At 58.6% G+C, this 22,628-nt stretch carries 14 protein-coding genes and 1 pseudogene; 9 read left to right on the top strand and 6 right to left on the bottom strand.

Translation table 11 applies throughout. The annotated features are described in order from the left end of the window. Window positions 1–45: 45 nt before the first annotated feature. The 4 genes and pseudogenes from ACHMW7_RS09745 to ACHMW7_RS09730 all read left to right on the top strand — a co-directional run bounded on the left by ACHMW7_RS09745 (window position 46) and on the right by ACHMW7_RS09730 (window position 1,960). The gene (locus ACHMW7_RS09745) at window positions 46–771 is read left to right on the top strand and encodes a GntR family transcriptional regulator (protein ID WP_395450052.1); all 726 of its coding nucleotides are present in this window, start codon (window positions 46–48) and stop codon (window positions 769–771) included. Window positions 772–974: 203 nt separating this feature from the next. Further along, a pseudogene (locus tag ACHMW7_RS09740) lies at window positions 975–1,178 on the top strand (aspartate transaminase); the annotation flags it as partial. 21 nt (window positions 1,179–1,199) lie between these two features. Next, window positions 1,200–1,547: a zinc ribbon domain-containing protein gene (locus tag ACHMW7_RS09735; protein ID WP_395451302.1), complete on the top strand. Its 348-nt coding sequence runs from the start codon at window positions 1,200–1,202 to the stop codon at window positions 1,545–1,547. Window positions 1,548–1,564: 17 nt separating this feature from the next. Further along, entirely contained in the window at window positions 1,565–1,960 is a 396-nt protein-coding gene (locus ACHMW7_RS09730; protein ID WP_395450051.1) for a DNA resolvase, read from the top strand. A gap of 505 nt (window positions 1,961–2,465) precedes the next feature. On the opposite strand, the gene ACHMW7_RS09725 is transcribed toward ACHMW7_RS09730, so the two are convergent. The 3 genes from ACHMW7_RS09725 to ACHMW7_RS09715 all read right to left on the bottom strand — a co-directional run bounded on the left by ACHMW7_RS09725 (window position 2,466) and on the right by ACHMW7_RS09715 (window position 7,795). Beyond that, window positions 2,466–3,785 (bottom strand): McrC family protein, encoded by a 1,320-nt coding sequence (locus ACHMW7_RS09725; protein ID WP_395450050.1) that lies wholly within the window; start codon window positions 3,783–3,785, stop codon window positions 2,466–2,468. Beyond that, window positions 3,782–6,268, bottom strand: coding sequence for an AAA family ATPase (locus ACHMW7_RS09720; RefSeq protein WP_395450049.1), 2,487 nt, complete (start codon window positions 6,266–6,268; stop codon window positions 3,782–3,784). Before ACHMW7_RS09720 ends, ACHMW7_RS09725 begins: the two co-directional genes overlap by 4 nt. Before the next feature lie 795 nt (window positions 6,269–7,063). After that, window positions 7,064–7,795, bottom strand: coding sequence for a thermonuclease family protein (locus tag ACHMW7_RS09715; RefSeq protein WP_395450048.1), 732 nt, complete (start codon window positions 7,793–7,795; stop codon window positions 7,064–7,066). Between the two features lie 837 nt (window positions 7,796–8,632). Between ACHMW7_RS09715 and ACHMW7_RS09710 the strand changes: the two genes are divergently transcribed. From ACHMW7_RS09710 to ACHMW7_RS09690, 5 genes are all read left to right on the top strand, one after another. Continuing rightward, a complete protein-coding gene (locus tag ACHMW7_RS09710; protein ID WP_395450047.1) occupies window positions 8,633–10,339 on the top strand; it encodes an AAA family ATPase in 1,707 nt (568 codons plus the stop codon). Continuing rightward, complete coding sequence (locus ACHMW7_RS09705) at window positions 10,339–10,983, top strand: 4Fe-4S single cluster domain-containing protein (protein WP_395450046.1); 645 nt, start codon at window positions 10,339–10,341, stop codon at window positions 10,981–10,983. The genes ACHMW7_RS09710 and ACHMW7_RS09705 overlap by 1 nt, the downstream gene beginning before the upstream one ends. Before the next feature lie 242 nt (window positions 10,984–11,225). Further along, window positions 11,226–14,201: a DUF4011 domain-containing protein gene (locus ACHMW7_RS09700; protein ID WP_395450045.1), complete on the top strand. Its 2,976-nt coding sequence runs from the start codon at window positions 11,226–11,228 to the stop codon at window positions 14,199–14,201. After that, window positions 14,149–17,235 (top strand): AAA domain-containing protein, encoded by a 3,087-nt coding sequence (locus tag ACHMW7_RS09695; RefSeq protein ID WP_395450044.1) that lies wholly within the window; start codon window positions 14,149–14,151, stop codon window positions 17,233–17,235. The genes ACHMW7_RS09700 and ACHMW7_RS09695 overlap by 53 nt, the downstream gene beginning before the upstream one ends. Then, window positions 17,232–18,551, top strand: coding sequence for a hypothetical protein (locus ACHMW7_RS09690; RefSeq protein WP_395450043.1), 1,320 nt, complete (start codon window positions 17,232–17,234; stop codon window positions 18,549–18,551). Before ACHMW7_RS09695 ends, ACHMW7_RS09690 begins: the two co-directional genes overlap by 4 nt. Before the next feature lie 359 nt (window positions 18,552–18,910). Here the strand turns inward: ACHMW7_RS09690 and ACHMW7_RS09685 are convergent, their stop codons facing one another. The 3 genes from ACHMW7_RS09685 to ACHMW7_RS09675 are packed head-to-tail and all read right to left on the bottom strand — an operon-like array spanning window position 18,911 to window position 22,302. Then, window positions 18,911–20,377 (bottom strand): DEAD/DEAH box helicase, encoded by a 1,467-nt coding sequence (locus tag ACHMW7_RS09685; RefSeq protein ID WP_395450042.1) that lies wholly within the window; start codon window positions 20,375–20,377, stop codon window positions 18,911–18,913. Beyond that, window positions 20,349–22,121: a TM0106 family RecB-like putative nuclease gene (locus tag ACHMW7_RS09680; protein ID WP_395450041.1), complete on the bottom strand. Its 1,773-nt coding sequence runs from the start codon at window positions 22,119–22,121 to the stop codon at window positions 20,349–20,351. Before ACHMW7_RS09680 ends, ACHMW7_RS09685 begins: the two co-directional genes overlap by 29 nt. Before the next feature lie 10 nt (window positions 22,122–22,131). Next, window positions 22,132–22,302, bottom strand: a complete 171-nt coding sequence (locus tag ACHMW7_RS09675; protein ID WP_395450040.1) for a hypothetical protein — start codon at window positions 22,300–22,302, stop codon at window positions 22,132–22,134. Between the last annotated feature and the right edge of the window lie 326 nt (window positions 22,303–22,628).

Here is a 22,628-nt window from a genome sequence, read left to right as displayed (position 1 = left end):
CGCATATGGCAATAGTGCAAACCTAAAGGTGGGTGGAGCACTTCGTTGGACCAATTCAAGAAAGGGCCTTCATTGGCAGAGTTTAAGCCAATTATCGTTTACAACCAGCGGCTCGCAGACGAGGTCCACCGCCAAATCCTGCTGGCGATAACTGGCGGGATCATCGCGCCCTCCGATAGGATCGTCCAAGAGAAGCTGGCCGCCGAGTTCCAGATTAGCCGCACCCCCGTGCGCGAAGCGCTGTTGCGGCTGGAACAAGAGGGTGTGCTGGTAACTGCTGGTCGCGGCGGTTTTGCGCTACGGTTGATTTCCGATGAGGATGCTCGCGAGATCTATTCGGCCCGCCAGTCGATCGAAGGCTATAGCGCGCGTCTCTTGGCCGAGGCCAAGGATGAGGCTTGCTTTGAAAGGATTGCCGACGTGATCCGGGTCGAAGAGGCACGTGAAGTCACCACCGCTGCCGAATATTATGAGGCCAACAAGGCCATTCACCGAACCTTTGTCTTGGAGACCGGAAACCGCTACCTGCTTGAGATGTTCGACCTGATGTGGAACCGAAGCATCTCTTTCCATGTCTTCGCCTCGACCATGAGTGGCAGCGACTTGGCAGAATCGCTTCGTGCGCATCTTGACCTGCTAGATGCTGTCCATAGTGGCGACGGCGACGTGGCGGCCCGGGCAATGCGCGAGCATATTGCCCAGGAACTCGACCTGCAACTGCACGCGATGAGCGCAACCGAGCTCAACGGGAAGACGAAGCGGCAGGCATGACGCAGCGAGTTCCCGGCACTTGGCGTCAACAACAGTGGCCGGGGTGAGCATCTATCCCATTTCGTGAAGCTCTTGGTGAATGTCGGCGTTGATGTCCGAGCTGCTGGGGATGTGCGGCATGTGCGATCGCCAGCACACGCAGAGGACTAGGTCGCGTGGATATCGGGTCATATGCGATTGCAGCGACGACGACGCGGTAGTTTTTGCTGAACTCGCCCTCGAACCAGACTGGCGCAGCCTATTCGCAGGCCGACTATAGGCCGCTGTTGGATGTGATGCGCTGCTGCCGCACCCGCGTGAGCTGGCACAGTTGGAACCCAGGCTCCGCGATCGCATCCTGAACGTCAACAAGGTCTCCAAAAGCCTATGCGATGACCGGGTGGCGCATCGGCTATGGCACGCCCCCCCCTCCCGCTCATCCAAAGGCGATGACGAAGTCGCTGCTGTCGGGACTTGTGTTTTGCGGGTGCTGCGAGGGCCCCTATTTCTTGCACAGCGTCGACCGCTTCGCCTGCTCCAGCCACACAAGTAATGGCTCATGCCCGAACAAGCGCACCATAGCGCGGAGTGACCTGGAACAGCGGGTGCTCGCCGGCCTGAAGAACAGGATGATGGTGCCAGAGGCAGCCGCGGTTGCGATGAGGGCCTACGCCGAGGAGAAGAATAGTCTTAACCGCGAGCGCCGCGCGAGTGCCGACGGGTGGAACGCAGAACTGGTGAAGGTCGTGAAGCAGACCCGCAGCATCATCGAGGCCATCAAGGCTGGGATGTTTTAGCTGATCATGAGGCCGAGATGGACGCGATCGAGGTACGCAAGGCCGATTTCAAGAACCAGCTTGCCGCCGCCCCCAAGAACAAGCCGGACCTGCTGCCGAGCATATCGTCACTCTATGCGCGGAAGGTGGCGCATCTGTCCGAGGCGCTCAATTATCCGGACGACCGGCAGCAGGCCGAGACGGCGCTGCGATCGTTGATCGAGAAGATCGTTCTGACACCTGGCGCCAAGCGCGGCGAGATCGAAGCTACGCTCTACGGAGAACTGGGAACGATCCTGAACTGGACCGAGCGGCAGGCTGTTGGATCTGCAAACAAAAACACTCCCGGAGCAGGGCTTACGGGAGTGTCGTTATCAATGGTTGCGGTGACAGGCAACTACCGATACCGACATTCGTTGATAGTGGCGATCTGACCGCGCTGGTTACCCCCACGGTACCTCGCCGGAGTAATAGTTCGAATCCCTTTCGCCCCGCCATCCCCTAACTAATAGTAATATTGGTCTTTTTTCTTCCCGACGTTCGCCTATCTGGCGGAGTTCTTTATGGAATTCAGCTTTCGTTTTTCTCCGACTCTAACGTATCGTGCCAAAATGGCGGCTCTTTGGACCCTACTTTGCCGCCATTCTCGGGCCTCAGCTGAGCCAGTAAGGTTCTTTGAATAGGCTTCGAGATCCATCGAATGCAATGCACATACCACGCGGTGATGCTTGGAGCATTGCGCCGCCCTCTGACACTCATCACAGCGAGCACATATTCGTCGACTCTTGGATTGTGCGATTGCGCCGTTCACAGCCATCCGGCCGTGGTTACGTCCGCATCGCGGGAACCTGCGTATCCTTTGATGTTTGCGACTGCTTCGCGCCGCATGCACTAACCCGCTTCGCGGGAGGGTCATCTCGTTCTGAGATGGCGCTACAGTCATTGGCCTTGAGCGGGCACCTCGGTCTCGCCGCCGATGAGTAGTCGTCGCAGCCGATGGAGAACGTTTTCACCATTCGCCACATCGATGCTTCCGGTCTCAAGGATGGTTTCGTGGCCTGCTATTCGGTGTCTCGCGTGAACGAGCTCATCACTGCCTAGCCCTGGATGGTGCGGATACAAAAGCGTCAGGCGTGGCGCGCGGTAAAGCTGCGCATACGCCATCATCTGATAGACGTCGCCTTGTGAAATCCCCTGTTTCGGGTCATCAATGCGAGAAGAAATCCGTTTCCATTTCGTATCAATCACATGGATGACGGCATTTGCCCGACGGATCAGTATGTCTGGCTTTGTCTGGAACAGACCTCGCTCAGTTGTGTCGGCAGCTAGACAAAAGAGACGCCCACCCTGCAAGGACACGGCAAGATCCGTCCCAGCCAAGGCCCGGCACACCAGGCGGCCGACATACTCTTCGAACAGCGTGTTCATCTCAAAAAGAAGTGCTGTGCCTTCACCCGCGCCGCCTGTCGTCGTCTGATATCGCCCCCGCAGGAAGAGCCTCGCCATATTTAGAAGGTCCCGCCACCGACGATTGGTACGGTCCATTACGATGTCATTCCAACGCAACGCACTAGGCGGAGTTTCCGCGATGTCCGCATACACGAAAGCCAGCTCACGCAACCGTTGCTGGTTTGCGGAACTCCTAGACGTTCGGGACAGATGCAGCACGGCGGCCTTCATAACCCGATTTAATGCCGTATCCTCAGAGAGGTCGTCAAAACGGCACGCAAGACGGGAAGGATTGACTGCATGGCGGGTGAACTGGCGCACGACATCAAGCCTGCCGCGGAGGGCCCTCAGATCGTCTTCCTGCTCGATGTAGCGACGGGGCATGCCTTTCCTAACGGCCTCAGTCAGTTTATCGGTGAAGATCCGGATCAAGACTTCGAGCAGGGTTTCTCGCTGCCAAGCCAAGTCGGTAATCGATCCGAGATCGATTTTCAGATTGAGCGCCACCGCCAGCATGTGGACCAGACGTTTTCGGATTGCGGCATTTTGATCGTGAACGCTCTCGCTCGGCGCAACGTCGATTTTGGGCAGGATCTCGAGACTACAGCCGCTCGCGGCCAAGATGCCGACCACACCACGCGCGCGCAAACTGTGGCGACCGTGTTCAAGCACGCCACTGCCTCCCCTGCCAGCAAAGGTAGATCTTTGCGCTAGTGCCGCGAGCCGATCAGCAAAACGCTCGGGGATCTGCCCATCGCCGTCACCATAGGCGAGCCTGTCCCATTCGCGGACAGCATAGGATTGTGTCAAGCTGCGAACTCCGAGAAGTCGAACTCCGTCTTCACAGTCCAACGCAATTTCTCACCGGCAAAGTCGTCTTCGGCCATTCCAGCAGGCGCTGCGAGCCGTCGAGCCTCAAGAAACCGCGCACGGCCTTGCGCCGAGTCACCGAGTACCGCAGCAACCTTTGACCAATCCTCGTAGAAATATTCGGCCAGCAGTGGGATTACCTTGTGGCGCATCACCTGGTCGACATCGTCGCGGGTAGTGCATCCGGCGAAGTACGCATGCCCTATTTGATGCTCCCGGTCGAAAAGATACTCAATGCGGTCGTTGATCGTGGCCAGGAGTTGCCGCAAGTTGATCCCACCGACGTTCACGGGAAGGATCAGCGGGTTCGGCATGAGCTCACGGAATGTAAAGCGGCGGCGCAACGCGGTGTCCAGAAGCGCGATGGATCGGTCGGCCGTGTTCATAGTGCCGACTATGTGAAGGTTCGCTGGCACGCCGAACTGCTTCTTGGAGTAAGGCAAAACGAGGCGTATCTCGTTTTGCATATCCAAACGCTTGTCCGATTCCAGAAGCGTAATGAGCTCGCCGAAGACCTTCGAGATGTTTGCTCGATTGATCTCGTCGATGATGAGAACGTGATCCCGTGCTGACGGGCTTGTGAGGGGGGCCTCATCGCCGAAGACAATCGCCTCTAGGGCATCCCAGTCCACGAGTGATTGGTCTAGCTTGTAGATGGAATGACGCCTGAAGCCCTTTGGGTAGAAGCGACTGCGCTCAGTCCCCTCGTCGTCACGCCACAGCCACTCAACATGGCGGCGGTGCGGATGGAAGGCGGCACCCTCGTCGTAGAAGTATTCACTTGTGACCCTACCAAATGCCTGGATCCGATCGCGTCCATCGGAGACGACAAAATAGTCGCCGACCCGCATGTCTGCCCTGAAGGAGAAGGTAATTACTACATTTCCGTTGTTGCCGGAGGCGTCGGGCTCCTTCTTCTTCCACTCAGTGAATATCTCGCTAAACTCGTCAAACCGTTCGTCCGACCAGTCAATGTCCCCGCCCCAACCCACATGGATCAAGCCGTTGTTCAGGCCAAAGTCTATGCGGTGACGCTCCTGCTCAATTTGGCGGTTTCCAAGTGCAACCTTGAATAGGCGTGCGGAGCGATCGAGCCTCCGCAATGATCCTGTGGAATTGGGATCAAGCCTTGCACGCTCGCTCATTCTCTTAAAAATTCCATCATGAATCTTTAGTGAGAACCCGGCTCTGATCGCCTCCGGTTCTTCCTGCCCCTCACCAACCTCGTCGCCCGTGCTCGGACGCAGGCCTTCGACGAATTCTTCGTAAGACGTGGACTGATGAAAGGTCACGAACTCGATCCGCGCCTCGCTCACCAAACGCTTATACTCGGTCATTAGTGCGTCACGCGCATCGCTGCCTTGAAACTTCGCGGCAGCCTGCTCGCCAAGACAAAGACGGACCGCCTCCCATGCAGTGCTGTAGGTCTTGCCTGTGCCGGGCGGTCCATAAAGAATGAGGTTGGTCGCCGAACGCGTTGGCGTCGCTTTTGCTTCAGTCATGGTGGGCGCCTCCGCCTGCGATGGGAGCTTGTACGTGAAGATGGTCGAGCTGCTGGGGCTCGGCTCGGTATGGGATGGGGCGGACACCCGTGCCAACAGTTGGAGCTTCTCTCCACCAAGAGCACTGCAGATGTTTGGATATGCGTCTCGCAAGCCCATCGCTTCTGCAATCTCGCTGGCGCGAATAGCGACCTCGAGCGCATCGCGCTCTCGCGCCGGCTCTATGAAGTAATTTAGCGCGCAAAGCCGTATTCGGTCTGCGTCGCGTATGAGGTGACTATAGCCTTCAGGGGGAAGAACAGGCTTGTCATTTTGGTCCACAATGATGAAGCCGGAATTGTACAGACGCGATGCAGCATCTAATTTTTGTCCCCAGCCTCCATTTAGCTCAGACTTCTTTAGGATGAAGCCAACGAGTGGCTTCGAGGGATACATGCGATTTGGACGCTCACGACTGGAGCGCACCCAGTAATCGCGCGGGTCTCCAAACCGACTAAAAATCTCTATGCTCTCGCCAGTTTCGCCTTGACGGTCAAAGGCATCGATAGCCCCTTCGATCTCGGCTCTGGTAAAGACGCCTGTCACCTCGAATCCAATGGAAGCATTCAGAGCATCTCGTCGCCAATGGCTGCCATTGCTATTGCCGTCGATAATCACTCCTGCAGCACGGCTTGGGCTACTGAACACATGATCGACATCGAAACGGAAAAGCGCCGGGTTTTCATCGGGAACCAGAACACCTTCTGCCACCAAACGATCTCGCTCAGGCCGATCCCGTTTCTTATCCGGGGAACCCTCACGCATCGCGGTTGAACCCTGTCGAACAACAAAACCGGATGGAACTGGCTTGCCGAAGGCTACAGCGTGTTCTTTTTGGATTTGAAGCCAACCACTGTCATCTTCTTCCATCACGTACTTCACTTCTGACTCTTAGCAACGTCCAACGCGCAGAGCGTGTTCACCAGCCCCATCTTCTCGACCGAAATCAAGCGCTTGCTACCGGGGCATAGAGCAGTTCGGCTCGGCGTCGGTGACAAGGAAACGGAAAATAGGTTGCCTCAAGCGCGTTGGAATTCTTCAGCGAATTTCTCGAAAGGCAGCAAGCACGTCACCAGACTGCGGCTAGCAGCTATTCCTTTAACCCGATGTTTTCTTTGTGATTTTTCAACGGCGCTCGCATCAATGGCAATGCACCGATCCTGCGCTGTTATCCATGTGGCAACATTGGCCGGGCGGTGAACTTTTGCGGCAGCCGCCACCATGCGCCTCAGCGTTACTCGCCAGAGCTACGACCGTCAGAACCGCCAGAAATACAGATTTCATTTCCATTCCCAGTAATACCTTTATTGTAAGCCAAATCTATTTTTGCCGTGCCTCAACCAAAATAGCCTATTTGGCTCCGCGTCGTTCCTTCATTCGGGCGATTCCCGGCTTGTGATTACCGCCGTACTTACGGGATACCTATTGAAAACACTCCCATGCATCCCTGTTCACCGTGTGCTGTTGCCGGGCTGCGATATCGGCCAGCCGGCGCCATCTGCCTGAGTGCAGCGGCGTCAATCAGGTTCGGCGGCCTCGGTGATTGGATGTTGCAGTTGAGCAAGTGGCAAAAATCGCCATCAAGGCGAGTTTCAGTATAGTTTTCAAATAAATCCCCCCGGATTCAAGCCTGCATCCTTGCTGCTTGAGTGCCAACCGTCAAGGCAAACAGGCCGATTATCGTTGCGATTTGCGCCAACCAGCTTGCCTGGCTTCTGCTTCCGAACAGAACCAGCGTTCGCCTTTGTTCTCTGAAATCTTGGTCTGTCGGTAGAATTTCTGGCCAGGCAGGTGGTAAATCCGCTCGCCTTTAGAGCTGACGTTACCTTTGATGTCGCACGAGGAAGAACCCAGCAGCGTGAAGCTTGGGCTGGGCGCCACTGTTGTAGGTACGATCTCATCGGCACGATTGGCTCGCCAGTCCCAGGGTTCCTGAAACTGGCCTTGCCAGATGCCTAGCCTGGCACGCTTAGCCGCTGTCTGATGTTGCGCATAAATGCCGTTGGAATATCGAGGCCAATCCAGAGCATGGCCACTCTCGACAAGCCAGCCTGCCACTGATTTCCCATCAGCGCGGAAGCAGTTGCCAACGAAGCGGCCGTATTGATCCCATTCGACAAAGGAACAACGCACGGGACGGGAAGCAGCAAGGAACTTATCGAGCGCTGACGCTGCCTTCCGGCCGCACGCATATTCCAAGCCCTTCGCGTCCTGGCAATATTGCGCACTCTCGGGCGCATCGATGCCATTAAAGCGAACGCGCTGGCCGGCGATCTCGATGGTGTCCCCATCGATTACCGAAGCGCGCCCTTTGATAGTCTCGGTCGCCGGGCGTGGTGCGCTAGAGTCAAGGCTATCGAATAGGCTGCCCACCTTCGCGCTACTTTGCTCCATCACCTGATAGATCATTATTGCTCCAATGATGATCATCACTGGAATTGATCGTCTGGCGGCATAGGGCATCCTGCGCCGCCGATAGCGCGCTCTTTGCGGTCGCCATTCCGATTGTCGCCGCCCCCGGCCAGTCATAGCCCACCCCTCACTCTCGCACCGTGATTGCAGTGAAAGCGAAGGTCAAGGCTATCCAAAAGAGCTCAGTTAACAGTGATGTGAAGAATGCCTAACAACTTGACAGAGAGGAGGCGTTCAAAAGACCACTTCTGGCCAAGGCGGGCTAATCCCTTGGGGGGACGTTTTTTCGTCGCATTTCCCCCCCCCGAAGCCTGGAGGAATTCCAAACAACTGACCAGAACCTTAAGAAGCTAGACGCCCAGAATGATTGGCAAAGTTCATCGATCACCAAGGTCATTGACCCGCGTCAGCCGAGTACTCGCTGCCTACATGATACGCGATCCGAAGCTCCGGCGACTGCTCAAAACTAGCAATTTAACTGCATGGCCGGCCTTCCTAGGCGCCGTCTCATATTAGCGAGTTGAAGTAGAACATTGTTTAAGCGAGATTGCTTATGAATCGACGTCATCCATTGCGCGCATCGACTTGTGGTAGCGAAATCCCGGATGAATTAGCTATGCATCGATCATCGCGATGTGAAATGGGCTTGGGAGGCGACACGAGTGCCAATGGTGACATTCATTTTCCCAGGTCTCGAACCCCTAGGAATAGCACGTGCAGTCTGAAGATCTCGGTTCTCGCTGGATACGCGATCTGACGCGTTTCCTTCCACTCAAAAGCCAGTTCGTTCTTACGGGCAATGTCCGCGACCTCCAAACGAGACGCGTAAGCGAGATGACAGCGACTGTCGGCTTGACGGAAGCGATTTCCGCGACACTGGGTGATGCTGGATACGCAGATGTCGTCCGATACGACCCCATCGAAGGCTTCAGTCTTCTCGCTCGGCCGGACGGATCTTCTGGAGATGCAACGGGCATTCTCACGAGGCTGGGTCTCGCGCCGACGAACGGCAGGGCAGCCGCCGGCGTAGACCTAGTAAGCTCGGTGTTGGAGCGTTTGATTGCACTTGACGGGCCGCCGCTCTCGCTGGTGGTTGACTTTGCCTCCCGCCTTATCGTCAGGAGCGACGCGCTGTCGCCCGCCGAGCAGCAGTTGTTCACCCGCGCGCTTGTGCTGAGCCATCGCGCTCAGCCACGGCCAGTCGGCCCCGACAGGGCGCCCCGGTTCAACACAATCATCTGGATCGTGGAGAAGGAGGGCGACCTGCCTGACTGGCTGACGATTGAAAACCCCCGAATTCGGCATATCCCCATACCGCCACCAGATCGCTTTGCGAGGCAAGCCGTTGCGACATCTCTGCTGCGGGGGCTGTCGGGCTTCAAGGAAGCTTCCAACGAAGAAGCAGCCGCTGCCGGACGCGAACTCGTCGACTCAACCGAGGGGATGCTTCTGGTCGACCTAAACTCCGTGGCGCAGCTCGCACGCACGGAGAAGGTCCCCATGCAGGACATCGGCGAGGCCGTTCGGCGTTTCAAGGTCGGCGTGACTGAGGATGCTTGGAAGAAAATCGAGCGCGGCAAGATCCGGAATGGTGCCGATATTATAGCTCGAAGGGTCATCGGCCAGGATCACGCCGCCGTTCACATGCTCGACATAGTGAAGAGGGCCGCGACCGGAATTGGCGGCGAGCGCCGCGGTGGAAGGCCACGGGGAGTCGCGTTCCTTGCCGGGCCGACGGGCGTTGGCAAAACCGAGCTGGCGAAGACCGTCACGGAGCTCCTATTCGGCGACGAGAGCGCGTATATCCGCTTCGATATGTCTGAATTCAGCGCCGAGCATGCGGATCAGCGATTGATCGGGGCGCCACCCGGCTATGTCGGCTACGACGTCGGTGGAGAACTGACTAATGCTGTGAGGGAGAAGCCCTTCAGCGTGGTCCTCTTCGACGAGATCGAGAAGGCACATCCCAAGATCCTCGACAAGTTCCTGCAGATTCTGGACGACGGAATGCTGACTTCGGGCCGAGGCGATCGCGTCTACTTCTCGGAGGCCCTGATCATCTTCACGTCGAACCTAGGCATATACTCGACTGCCCCTGATGGCAGCCGGACGGTGAACGTCTCCCCTGAGCAGCCGTTCGAGGAAGTTAAGTCGCGCGTCAAGGCCGAGATTGGCAACCACTTCAAGCTCGTCCTCAACCGACCGGAAATCCTCAACCGCTTCGGCGAGAACATCATCGTGTTCGACTTCATCCGTCCCGCGGTGGCGGAGAAGATCTTCGCTTCCATGGTCGAGGCGGTCCTCGGGGAGGCGAACGCCTCTGGTCACATCGTGACGATCTCCGACCCTGCGTTGGAAACACTGAAGCACCTTTGTACAGCAGATCTCGGCAACGGGGGGCGCGGCATTCGCAATCAAATCGAAGCGCATCTGATAAACCCGCTCGCACGCGCCGTGTTCGATCGGACAGAGTCTGGCCCTGCCCGCATCGAACGCGTGGAGGTTGGAAGCGTAACGACGCTCGTTCTGGAAAGTGTCTGATGCTGGCTTCGATCTCGCGTGTACACTTCCCAGTGACCGCATTAGGACCAGGCCGACGTGTAGGCGTCTGGTTCCAGGGTTGCTCGATCCGATGCCCAGGCTGCGTTTCAGTTGACACGTGGCACGCCGATGCAGGTAGGATCCACGTGGAAGGCCTCATCGACCATGTGATCGCTTCGGCGCATGAAGCCGACGGCCTCACGGTATCGGGAGGTGAACCCTTCGATCAGCCAGATGCATTGGCCGCACTTCTATCCGCGTGGCGTGCGACATTATCCGCATCAATATTCGTGTTCACCGGTCGGGAACTCGAAGAGATTTCAGGGTGGCTAGAACGGCATCCGGGCTTGATCGACGCTATCATGACCGGACCCTTCAGGTCTGATCTCCCCCAGACCTTGGCGCTCCGCGGCAGCGATAACCAGAAACTTCACGTCCTCACGGACGCAGGTGCAGAGTTTGTCGAGTACGATCGCGAGGCCGGAGTGCAAGACCGCAAGCTCGACGTATTGTTCGACGAAGCTGGGAACGCTTGGTTTGCGGGGGTGCCGGCCCGCGGCGAGTTCCGAAAACTCAGAAGGCTTCTCGAGAGTGAGGGGCATCACGTTGTGACATCCGACTTTTCTGCGAGCCGCCAGGCATGATGCGTTTTTGCGCCAACTGTGAAACTGAACGCCCTTTGGACGAGCTCTTCTGCTCGGAAATGGTCGAAGGGAAGATGTGCGACTGGCCATTATCCGGCCTGCCGGTAAGGCCCAACGGCTGGCGGCCTGAGCAAGCACCTCTGGAACAACCCGCTTCACAGCCATCTACCTGTCCGAATGGGCACCCCGTCGAACCGGGTGATCTAATTTGCACTGTCTGTGGATTGGATGTGGAGTCCCCGTTGGCAGCCGACGCTGATGCCGATGGTGATTTCTCTCGATGTGCCGACCCCGTCGATGAGCAGTGCAGCTCGCCTTTTGGCGAGACGGTGGTTGCTGGATGGCGTCTTGTGGAGCGCCTGCCGACCGCAAGTCAGGTGCGCGAACGATACCGAACTGTCCATGCCGCAGACGGCCGGGAAGCCATCCTGACGCTCTATGCCGACGGCAGCGAACCCGATCCTGACGTTTACATCGCACTCCGATCTCTCGACCGTGACCACGTTCCTGAAATCCTTGAGACCGGAAGATGGGAAGACCGCGCCTACGAGGTGACCGAGGACGTCAAGGGTGGAACCCTAGCAGATCTCGGCGTCAACTTGGGTGACGTGGCCACGCTCACACGGATTGTCGAGGAAATCGGTGGCGCTCTGGCGGCACTGGCCGAATGCGGTCTTCGGCACCGTGACCTGCGTCCGACTACCATCTTGGTTCGTTCTCGGGAGCCACTCGACCTCGTGATAACGTGCTTTGGTTCGGCACAGCTCTCAGACCACGATCTCGATATCGTCTCGCCGCTGGAGATCACGCGCTACACCGCACCTGAAGCCGTAGCCGGTGGCGTCGCGGCCGCGAGCGACTGGTGGAGCCTCGGCATGCTTCTCCTAGAGCAGGTGACCAAAGGTGACTGTTTCGCTGGGGCGGATGACCAGCCGTTCCTCATCAGCGTACTAACGAACGGGGCGCCGATTCCAGAAGGCTTGCCCCATCCTTTGGATGCGCTGCTGCGCGGCCTGCTTTCGCTAGAACGGCGCAAGCGCTGGACATGGCCGGAAACACGGCGTTGGCTCGACGGCGACATTGCGGAAGCGCCACCAAGCGTGCGGGGTTCATCGGCTTCTAGCGGACGGCTTTCGATTCCGCTCGGAACTCAGCGGATCTCGACCCCGGAACGGTTCGCGCTCGCGGCGGCACAGGCGGATCGTTGGGACGAAGCCCGGCGCTTGCTTGTGGGTGGAGACCTTGCGACCTGGCTCGCGGAGGCCGATCAAAAGTCGGATCTCCGATCGAAAGTTAGGACGATCGCGGGCCTTTCCGATGTGCCGGAAGACTTTCGCCTCGCACTCGCCCTCAAGGCGATGAACACTTCGATGCCGCTCGTCGTCCGGGGCGAAATCGTCACACCGGGCTGGCTCGTTGACCATCCGGATGAAGGCTACGCCCTTGTGACCGGACCAGTTCCGGATCGTCTTGGAGACGATCCGGACGGGACTTGGCTCGGACGGTTGAAGCGGCGTGAACATAGGGTTCGTGAGCGCGCCAGGCAGCTCGAGGTCGAGCTCGACGAAGGTCTTCTGCGGTCGGCGTCCTTATCGACGTCCCGAAGCCGTCTAGCCGCCGTTTGGGATGACCGCCGTCGTGTACTGCCGGACACTGACCATCCTGGTCTCCTTGCGATCGTAGAGCGCCGGGTCACCGAGGAGGAAGATCTCATCCTTCTCCTCAGTGCCGCGACCAACCAGTTCCGGGCTGCAGGGGCCATTGTCGACGAAGCGCAGGAAGCCGCTACACAGGCTGGTCGTAGCGACTTCGACCGCGTAGCCGCACTGCAATGGATTAACCAGCCTCGGCGAGAACTACACGCGGAGATCGAGCGGAGGCTTGAAGGATTTGCACGATGCGGACACGACCGCATCGACCAGTGGGCCGACCAGTTCCGGCTCGAGAGAAGACTGCCTTTGGCCAGGTCGCTTGCATTGCTGGCTGTCTCCGAGGGTGATTGGGTCAAACCGCCGGGTCAGGCTTATGTGGCCACCCTGCTTGATTTCTACGCCAGGCGCATCACGGGCACGATCATGCGCGGGCCACTGACGAGGATGACGATCGCCAAAACGTCGGCGCGCATCGATCTCATGGAGCTGGATAGTTCGCGCCGCAAGGCTACCGAGATTCTCAACCATGTCCTGCTGCGCAACGATCAAAAGATCGAGATCGATCCACAGGCTTTCGCGATCGACGACCGCATCGAACGGCGGCTGCGCACCCTGCATTCACATTCCACGCTATACCGTCGCGATACAGGTATTGACGGTCTCTACATGGGCTTCCCATTCTTCGTGATGCAGGAACAACGCGCGAGCGTGCGCCCCCGGATCGCTCCGATTCTCCTTTGGCCAGTCAAACTTGAGCCGCAAGTTGGCTCGCGCGGACGTGTGATCATCTCCTTTGACCGCGATCGCGAGGAAGTCCGGCTGAACCCCGCTTTCGAGACACTGCTGGGCATCGATGCAGCCGTAAAGTGGCAGGAAGTCGCTAGGGAGATTCTGCAACGCTCCACCGTCACCGCGACAGAGGTCACCGAGGCCTTCGCCGAGTTCGGCACCATAGAGTCGACCGGGTTGGAACCGCTTCCATCCAAGGATGTCCGTGTCAGGCCAGGGGAAGACAGGATTGTCTGCGCGGCGGCGATTTTCCATCTCGGCTTCTTCGGGCAAGCCGTTATGGAAGACCTCCGGCAGCTGAAAGCCCTGTCACCTTTGGGTAGCAGTCTCGAAACTGCTTTCAGGATCGGAGAGGTAGCTGCTCCTCCTGAAAGGCCTCAAGTCCCTGAGCGCGAGCGATATTTCACATCCGATTCCGATCCATCTCAAGAGGCAGCAGTCATCGAGGCGCGTGGGGGGCACGGACTGCTCGTGGAAGGTCCACCCGGCACCGGGAAGAGTCAGACCATCGTCAACATGGTCGCGGACGCTATCGGGACGGGGTGCAGTCTCCTGGTAGTGTGCCAGAAGCAGGCGGCGCTTGGAGTGGTGTTCAAACGCCTCGAGGCGGCAGGTCTCGGCGAGCGGATTGTCATGGTCCAGGACGTCAACAAGGACCGCGAGCCTACCATCCGCGCCATCCGAGAGCAGTTGGAAGAACTCTTCCGGAATCCGCGCGTCGCCCGTGGCTGGCCGCAGCAGCGATCGCAAGCGGCAGCACGAATCGAAGTCGCTTGAGCGAGAGCTTGACGAGCATCACAAGGCGCTGCATGCCGCAGATGAACAGACCGGCCTCTCTTACCGACTGATAGTTGGCGATCTCATCGGCTTAGCCGACGGGAGGTTGGCTATTCCAGTGCCTTCGTTGCGGCAGATGCTGGGGCGTACAGATCCGGGAACCCTCGCGTTGATGGAGGAGAATTGCGCCCCGATCGCAGCCGTTTGGTTGCTAGCGCACTTCGAGAATAGCCCGCTCGCCAGCACGCTCCCGTTCGGCACGGACGATGGAAGCGTCGAAACCTTTTTGGAGGACATTAAGGCTTTCGCGGCGGCCGAGGTCGAACGGATCGGGACGATCGAGCGGACACCTGATGCACTGCCGGTCGCTGATCCTATACCCCATGAGAGTTGGACAAGGAACAATGCGAACACCTTCAAGAGCCTTGCCCCGACAGCCCGCGTGAGGCTTGCCCGCTGGCTGGATCGAATGGCGAATGCTGCAGAGAGGGAGCCAGGATCGCTCGCGATCCAGAAAGAAATCGCCGCCTTGGAGCAGGCGCTGACCGATCTGCCCCCGGACGAAGCAAGCCTGAAAGCGGTCGAGGTAGCGCGGGCGATGGACGACGCGTCGCTCGCAGTCTGGAAGGGTATCTCCGATCGGCTATCGACCCCGCCGACTTTTTTTCAGAGGCTTTCGCCGAGACGTTGGATGGCCTCCAGCAAACGGCGCAAGCTGATGAAGACCTCCGACCTAACAAATGAAGCGGATCTAGCGGAAGCACTTGCAAGAGAGGTCCGGCTCCGTCCACTTCGTTCCAGGCTTCAGACTGCGATGATGGACATCGGCGAAGCGACGGACCTCGGGCCGCTACGCGTTCCGCTGATGCTGGAAGGGGCGCGCGAGAAGATCGAAGCTCTGGCGGCAGTAGAAAGGCTTGTCCACTCGCTGGAGACACACCCCGACAGAGCAAGCGCCGTTGTGATGGCGAAGGCCGCAGACGAACAAGCGGTGCACTTGCTCTTGGACCGGATGCGACAAGGGCTGGCGCGTCATGCGGCACGAGAGCAAAGCAGAGCCGCGGCCGCACGGGTATCCGCTTGGCTTCAGGAAGAGTTCGTCCATCAGTGCTTGATGGCGATCGAACTCGACGGCTCGAATGCCTCACGCCTCATTCCGTTGATTAAGGCGCTGCCGCAGTTGGTTCCCTATCAGCGATTCCGCGCCCGCATCCCTCAGATGGGCGAAGAGACCATGCAGGTGTTCTCGCACCTCGCGCTCGTCCGCGATCGTCTGGAGCAGTTGGACCCAGCCGACCTTGAGCCCGTGGTACGGAGCATCATCGCCACGGAAGCGCGGCTGGCGTGGAAGGCAAGGTTGGAAGGCGCCCATCCAGCCTTGCTACTTGATGCCAGGGAACTATCGGCGAAAGCCACGTCTCTGATTACGGCGGACCAGGACATGCGGCGTCTAAACCGCAGGCTGCTCATTGAAGGTTTCGATCCCGACAGCATCAGACCTTTGCGGGCGTGGGAGGATATCACCCGCCTGCGTGGAACGCGCTCGCGTCGGCTGCGCGAGTTTATGGAACTGGGAACCGATCTAGGGCTGATGAAGCTGCGCCCAGTCTGGTTGGTCAATCCTGACGTCGCTAGCAGACTTCTGCCACTCCGGAAGGCGCTATTCAACTCCGTCATATTCGATGAAGCCTCCCAGATGCCGATCGAATACGCGCTGCCGACGCTGTTCCGCAGTGGCCGGATGATTGTTTCTGGTGACGAGAAGCAGATGCCGCCAACGTCTTTCTTCTCCAGCAAGGTGGAAAGCGACGAAGCAGAGGTGTTTGAAGGCAATTTTGCACACGATGACATGGCCGAGGAAGAACGTGAGGTCATGGAGGAGACTTGGAACAGGCGCGAAATCAAGGATTGCCCCGACCTCTTGCAACTAGCCAAGACGGTACTGCCGGCAACGACCCTCCAAATCCACTACAGATCGATATACCGCGAGCTGATCCAGTTCTCGAACGCAGCATTCTACAGAAATGGCCTCAGTGTTCCGGCACGACAGCCGATCGAAGAGATAAAGAGGAAGCGTCCGGTGGAGCTGGTCCGCGTCGACGGCATCTATCAGGATCAAACAAACCCCCAGGAAGCAGAACGCGTCGTTGACATCCTGCGAGACCTTTGGACCGCACATGGACGGAATCCGCCCACCGTCGGCATCGTCACCTTCAACCGAAAGCAAGCGGACCTGATCGACGATGTTCTCGAAGAACGGGCGGAACGCGATTCCGCTTTCAGGTTGGCGCTGACCCGGGAACGGGAGAGGCTCGAGGGCGGTGAGGACATGAGCGTGTTCGTCAAGAACGTCGAGAACGTACAGGGCGACGAACGCGACATCATCATCTTCTCCTCTACGTTCGGTAGAAACGAGCAAGGCACCTTCAGGCGCTCATTTGGAGTGTTGGGTCAGACAGGAGGGGAGCGCCGCTTGAACGTGGCGGTGACCCGTGCACGCCAAAAGGTGATCCTAGTCACCTCGATGCCCATACCGCTGATCTCCGATCTTTTGGCGACACGCCGGCAAGTCCAGAGTCCACGAGACTATCTCCAAGCGTACTTTGAGTACGCACGTGCTTTGTCCGACGGCGATTTCCAATCCGCAGAAGCGCTGCTGGCCCGGCTTACTCCGGAACAGCGGAGAAGCAGGCACGTCGAAAGCAACCGGGATGGTCTCGAAATAGCAGTCGCGGAAGAAGTCCGCGCGCTCGGATGGGAACCGGTCGGTGTGAGCGACGACGGCGCATTTGGCCTGGACTTCGCGATCGAGGATCCGAGGACAGGGCTCTTCGGATTGGGCATTGAGTGCGACGCTCCGCGGCATCCTCTTCTCGAGAACGCAAGGGCACGCGAGATGTGGCGGCCGACTGTCCTCCGTCGCTCGATACCCGCGATACACCGGGTCTCATCGCATCGATGGTTCCATGACCCAAAAACCGAGCGCGATCTGCTTCGTAGCGCAGTCATCAGAGCAATGGGGAGCGCAAAATGAGCGGACCGAAAGTCGTCCGGATCGTCACTCGGGATGAGATCATCGACCTTTGCAATGGACTGTTGGCGCGCGTCGATGCTGCTTTCGACGAGTGGTTGAAGGTCGGTCAGCGGAACGAGTTTATCGATGATGATGCGATAACTTCGACGAGGCGTCGCCGTGATGCGCTGGCCTCCTTGATCGCAAGCGATCGCTTTATGGATTTCCAGAAGCAGGCTCCGCTCGAAGTGCAGTTTCTGCGCGATGACATCCAAAGACGTCTGGTCGCGGCCGCGGCCGCGAAGGCAGCGAAGAGATCCAAGGAGCGCCGTGGCAAGGAGGCTTTGGCCAGTCTCCTTATTCGCCTTAGCGAGCTGCAGGTCTCCATCCCGTCAGGGCTTGCCGATCGCCTTCGGCGGGCGGAATTGGACGCGTTGTCCGAAGCATTCCGTTTGCTGGAGAAAGCGACACCAGTTTCCAATGACTCAATAGCTTCAGCATCACTGGCGGCTAGCATGAGGGAAGGCAGTGGGCTTCGCTCCTTCGCTGAATGGCTGGCGCAGCAGCCTACCCAGCCGCTCGACCCTGCAATCGAACGGATACAGGCGCGGATCGATGAAATGCAGGACCATTTCGATACAGCCCGCTGGCAGACGCGCATCTTGGAAATTGAAGACGCTGATGAAGCCAGACGCAATCTCATGCTGGATGCACTCGAGGTTGAGACTGCGCGGGCGTTGATGGAACACAGGAGACGGCGCGCATTGGTGCTAGATGTCCGTATTCAGATCGCGGAGCTGTCGGCGACCGACAAGGACGGCAAACCGGCACAGTCCGATTTGGACGAGCTTGGCGTCGAAGCGTTGGAAGCACTGCTTTCCCAAACGCAGGTTGCGTTAACGGCTCGTCGTGAGGCCGCCGCTGCGGAAGCGCGGCGGACCGCTGTGCTCGAAGGCCTGGCAAAGCTTGGATACCAAGTCACTGAAGGCATGACGCTGGCCTCGCCGCAGGATGGTCGACTGATCCTGCGTAGCACGACACGGCCTGACTATGGTGTAGAGGTCAGCTCGGCTGGATTAGAGCGAATGCAGATGCGCGCGGTTGCATTCACGACTGACGGCGGCACCGCAGATCGTGCACGTGACCGTGACGCAGAATCCATTTGGTGTGGGGAGGTCTCGGAACTCCGAAGAGACCTCTCAATTGTCGGAACCGACCTAGCCATCGAGAGATCCTCTCCTGTGGGAGCTACACCGCTTAAACGAGTGGCGATAATGGGCGCGTCGGAAACAGCTGTCGCTGATGTCCGCGCCCCACAACAGCGAACGTTGCGTTGAACGGCCATATATCAAAGTCGTCGTATTGTTCGCAGCATCTATGTGGCTCGCCGCGGCGCGCCATCGCGTGTGCTAAGTCCGTCGCAGAGACCACAGGACGGCCGATGGTAATCGATGGAACCCGCACAGACTCAGGGATCTCGATGCGCCAGAAACCTGGCTACACTGCGTGGCAGCGAACGGTCAGCAATACAGTTCGCGGGATGAAGCTCCCACCGGCATCATATCTTTAGCGGCATCGCGCTGATACCGCCGTCTGGCGGCGATCCACCGATCTCCAACATTGCGGGCCTGCATTGTCAACGCGAGCAGGCACGAGCCGCAATGGCCCCGGGCTCACCTCTTAGCTTCGCGAATAATCAGCCGGCCATCTCGAGATACCGGCAGAAGGCATTGGCGAGTTGCATCTGCCGCGGACTGCGGCACTCAGCCTCGAAGACAGCTGGACTGCAGACCAAGTATGACAGGCAGCGAGCACGAGAGGTCGCCACGTTCAGCCGATTCAGGCTGTACAGAAACTCCATGCCTCGGGGCGCATCGGCATGGCTCGAGGTTGCGAGGGAGTAGATCGCGATCGGCGCTTCCTGGCCCTGGAACTTATCTACCGTGCCAATGCGTGCGCCAGGCAGCCGTTGCTGAATTTCGTAGACCTGCGCATTGTACGGCGTGATGATCAATATCTCGCTCAGGCCGACTAGACGTTCGTCACCGTTTGGGTCGATCCAGGTAGCGCCTGCGTCAACGATCCCGCGGACGAGATCAGCCACTGCATTGGCCTCCTCCAGTGAGCAGTTTTGATTGCCGACGTGATGCACCGGAATGTAGCGAAGCCCGCTTCCGGTAGCCGGCCCACCCTCTACCGCCTGTACCTCCAGCCCCGGCCGCGACCTCAACTTCCCCTCATAGAACAACTCGGAGGTGAATTCGCATATGGATGGGTGAAGGCGCCATGTCTGCTCCAGAAACAGCCCTTGGCCGGGACCGATCGTCTGGACGCCGGCTAGGATATGATTTAGGGCCGATGTGTCAGTGCCCTCCGGGTGACTCCCTTGCATCGGTTGGTCGAGCTGGCGAGGATCCCCAAGCAAAACCACCGCTTTTGCCGCTTGAGCCACGGCAAGCACGTTGGCGAGGGACATCTGCGCCGCCTCGTCGACGAACAACACGTCCACCCCCTCGTATGCCTCAGGCGAGGACCAAAGCCAGGCGGTTCCGCCACCGACCTGACATCCCCCTCGAAGCGCTGCAACTAGGTCCGCATTCTTTCCTACAATTCGGAGGCGGGGCTGATCTGGCTCCTTCTCGCCCGGCTTCTGAGCGCAGACCAGGTCAAGCCCTTGCTCATCTGCACGCTCAATCACCGCGTCAAGGAGGTTGCGCACCACCGCATGGCCGTTCGCAACGATGCCTACTCGCTTTCCACGGCGGACGAGTTCGGCAATCATGCGTGAACCGGTGTAAGTCTTTCCAGTGCCTGGAGGTCCCTGCACGGGCAGAACATCACTTTCGATCAGGCGGGCAATCCGGAGCGCTGCGTCCAGCGCATCCTCAGTCTCATCTCGAACAGCGCCTCCACCTGCCCAACGAGGCGGTACTCGCAGTAGCAGGTCACGTGCCGCTTGATGTGGCCCCTCCCCTTCTAGGCCGTGGCCGATGACATACTCGGCCAGCCGCACGAGCGCTTCCATCATCGGCTCGGATCCGACATGCTCATGCATGAAAATCGCTGACGGATGTACGTCAGCACACGCAGCCGCCTTCTTGATGTCGATGGTTCGTCCTTCGACGCTGATCGCCTCAATCGCGCCGAGAACTCTCGCCGCCAACCATTTTGAGCTTCTTGCCTGGTCGCAGATCCGTTTCCTGCGGCGGAAAAGCATATCGGTGAATTGGGCACTTCGCAGTTCCGCCAACCGTCGCTTGCAGCGTCAGACCGCCGAGCCCGACCTTCTCGTCGACGAGTTCCTCCGCGTCGAGATCTCTGAGACGGAAGTATTCCCACCAGCTCGCCTTGTCCTCGCGACGGTGGAAGTCGAGCATCTGTCCTAGTAGCCAGCGGCCGTGCTGTTCAGGAGTCCTCTCTGCCGAATTGGCAGGTACATCGGCCGTCAAGGCGTTCACCAAAGGGGTGATCCGCGCCAGCCACGCCGCGACCTTGTCGTTGGGAGATCCATCCCCGCGAATAGGTCGGTCGATATGCGTTCCAGATGCGATTGCCTGAGCCCGCAATTGCTCAAGCCAGAAGTGGAGATGTCGCGTCGAGGCACAATCATCTCGATTGTAACTCTCGACCACATCCCGCTCCGCGGCGCTAATATCGTTAAGGTCGCCGAGCTCCAGAGCTGTTTGTAGGCGCGTCAAAGCCAAGTTCGCGTCCGGAAGATCGGTCCGACGCTCGAACCCGTAGAGCGGCTCCAATCGCTTGATCGAGTAACTTTCCACGCCAGCGCGAATGGCGTGTCGAACCACGCTGAGCAGATCGACCATGAGGAGGCCACGGAGGATGCGATCGAGCTCGTCCTCCCGGGTGCCGTACCGACCCATCAACCGCTTGAGCGCCGCCGGCTCGTAGGCTCCATAGTGGTAGATGTGCAGGTCCGGATTCGCCTCCCAGCGCTCCATAACCAAGTCGATGAACTCTTCGAAGGCACGCTTCTCGTTCTCGCGCGTCAGCCCCCAGAGGCCAACATATTCCAGCGCACCGCTCGCTCCTTTGAATGCGTAGCCAAGCAGATATTCCTGGCCGTTTTCTCCGACGAAGCTGTCACCCTCAAAATCGAGGTAGATATCGGCGTCAGACGGCTCTGGAAGTGCCGCAAGACCGAACCCAAGTGCAATCTGCAAGGTTTCGAAACGAAGCTCACCCGCGTCACGGGATTCAACCTGCAGCCGCGCCTGCTCACGCACCCGAACGAAGCCATGACGCGTGCCACGCTCAGGCTTCCATGGCAGCGGAAGTGGGATGGCCGCTAGCGCAGCCACAGTGGAGATGCTGTGCGCGTTCAACTCTGCGATTTGCAGAGAAGAGATTCCGGCAACGAGCGACAGGTGGTCGTCGGCTCGCCTTTGCGCATTGCACTCGCTGCGCCACGAACAAATATCACAGTGCGGGTTCGGATGAGGATAAGTTGCAGGAGCCGGGATGGTCCCGATCGCTGTTGCAAGCCCACCCTTCACACGGCGGTAGTACGCCGCAAACTCTGCGACACGATAGTTTTGAGGTACGAAATCGCTCCAGGGCGCCACCACATGCATGTATTCCGGCGTCGCACCCTGCATCCTCTCGAGCAGTTCTGAATACAGACACAGCTGTAGGATCGTGTTGGCATTGGTGACCCGCGAGAGTTTGGTATCGTAAGCCTGGTACGACCAGACACCGAGGTCGCTGCCCAACTCAACGCGACGGAGCACGTCTGCACGACCAATCCAGTCGCCCGAGCGAAGTGCGGCTTGCACGATAACATCGACACCGTCTTTCATTGCGGCAAGTGTGCTCGCAACGGCCGCATCGTCGACGTCCACGCCATCGATGAAGTCTATTCGCAAACCTTGATCAGCGAGCGACTGCACAAACTCACGCTCATGCCGGAAGCCTCGTTCCCCAAAGCGCCTCCAGCGCCGGGTCCCAAGGCTTTGGCCGTTTCAGCACGCCGGTGGCAGCCTTTAGTTCCAGTTGCGTCAAATGTCGACAGTTCACGTACCCTGTCAGGTCGTGCGCACTCAAGCGAAGGTTCTCGCCGATCAGCTTCATATCGTTGTTCCCCCCGTCCGACAGATTGCCGCTTGGGAGAAGGCTTGGCTAGGCTCATTGTCGTTAAATCGCGGACTGGGAGGAGAAAGAGAGCGCGCTGCAAACGAGCGACGGACTTCCAGAGTACTTTGCAGATATTCGCAGTATCCACAACGCCATCGAGGTCTTGCCATCTAAATCCGAACGCCCCCTAGAGGGCCTCAGCGAGATCAAGGTCAATATCTAGTGGGATTTCAGATAAGATTGCTGTCTTCGAACAGGTCGGCTCCTTCTCAGCCATGCGTCTCTATCACTTCACATCCCAAGAATTTGGGCTACTCGCCATC

Source organism: Aminobacter sp. UC22_36 (assembly GCF_044056035.1).
Taxonomy (GTDB): Bacteria; Pseudomonadota; Alphaproteobacteria; order Rhizobiales; family Rhizobiaceae; genus Aminobacter.
The sequence above is the reverse complement of the archived record's forward strand: the minus strand, read 5'-3'. Positions and strand labels throughout refer to the sequence as shown.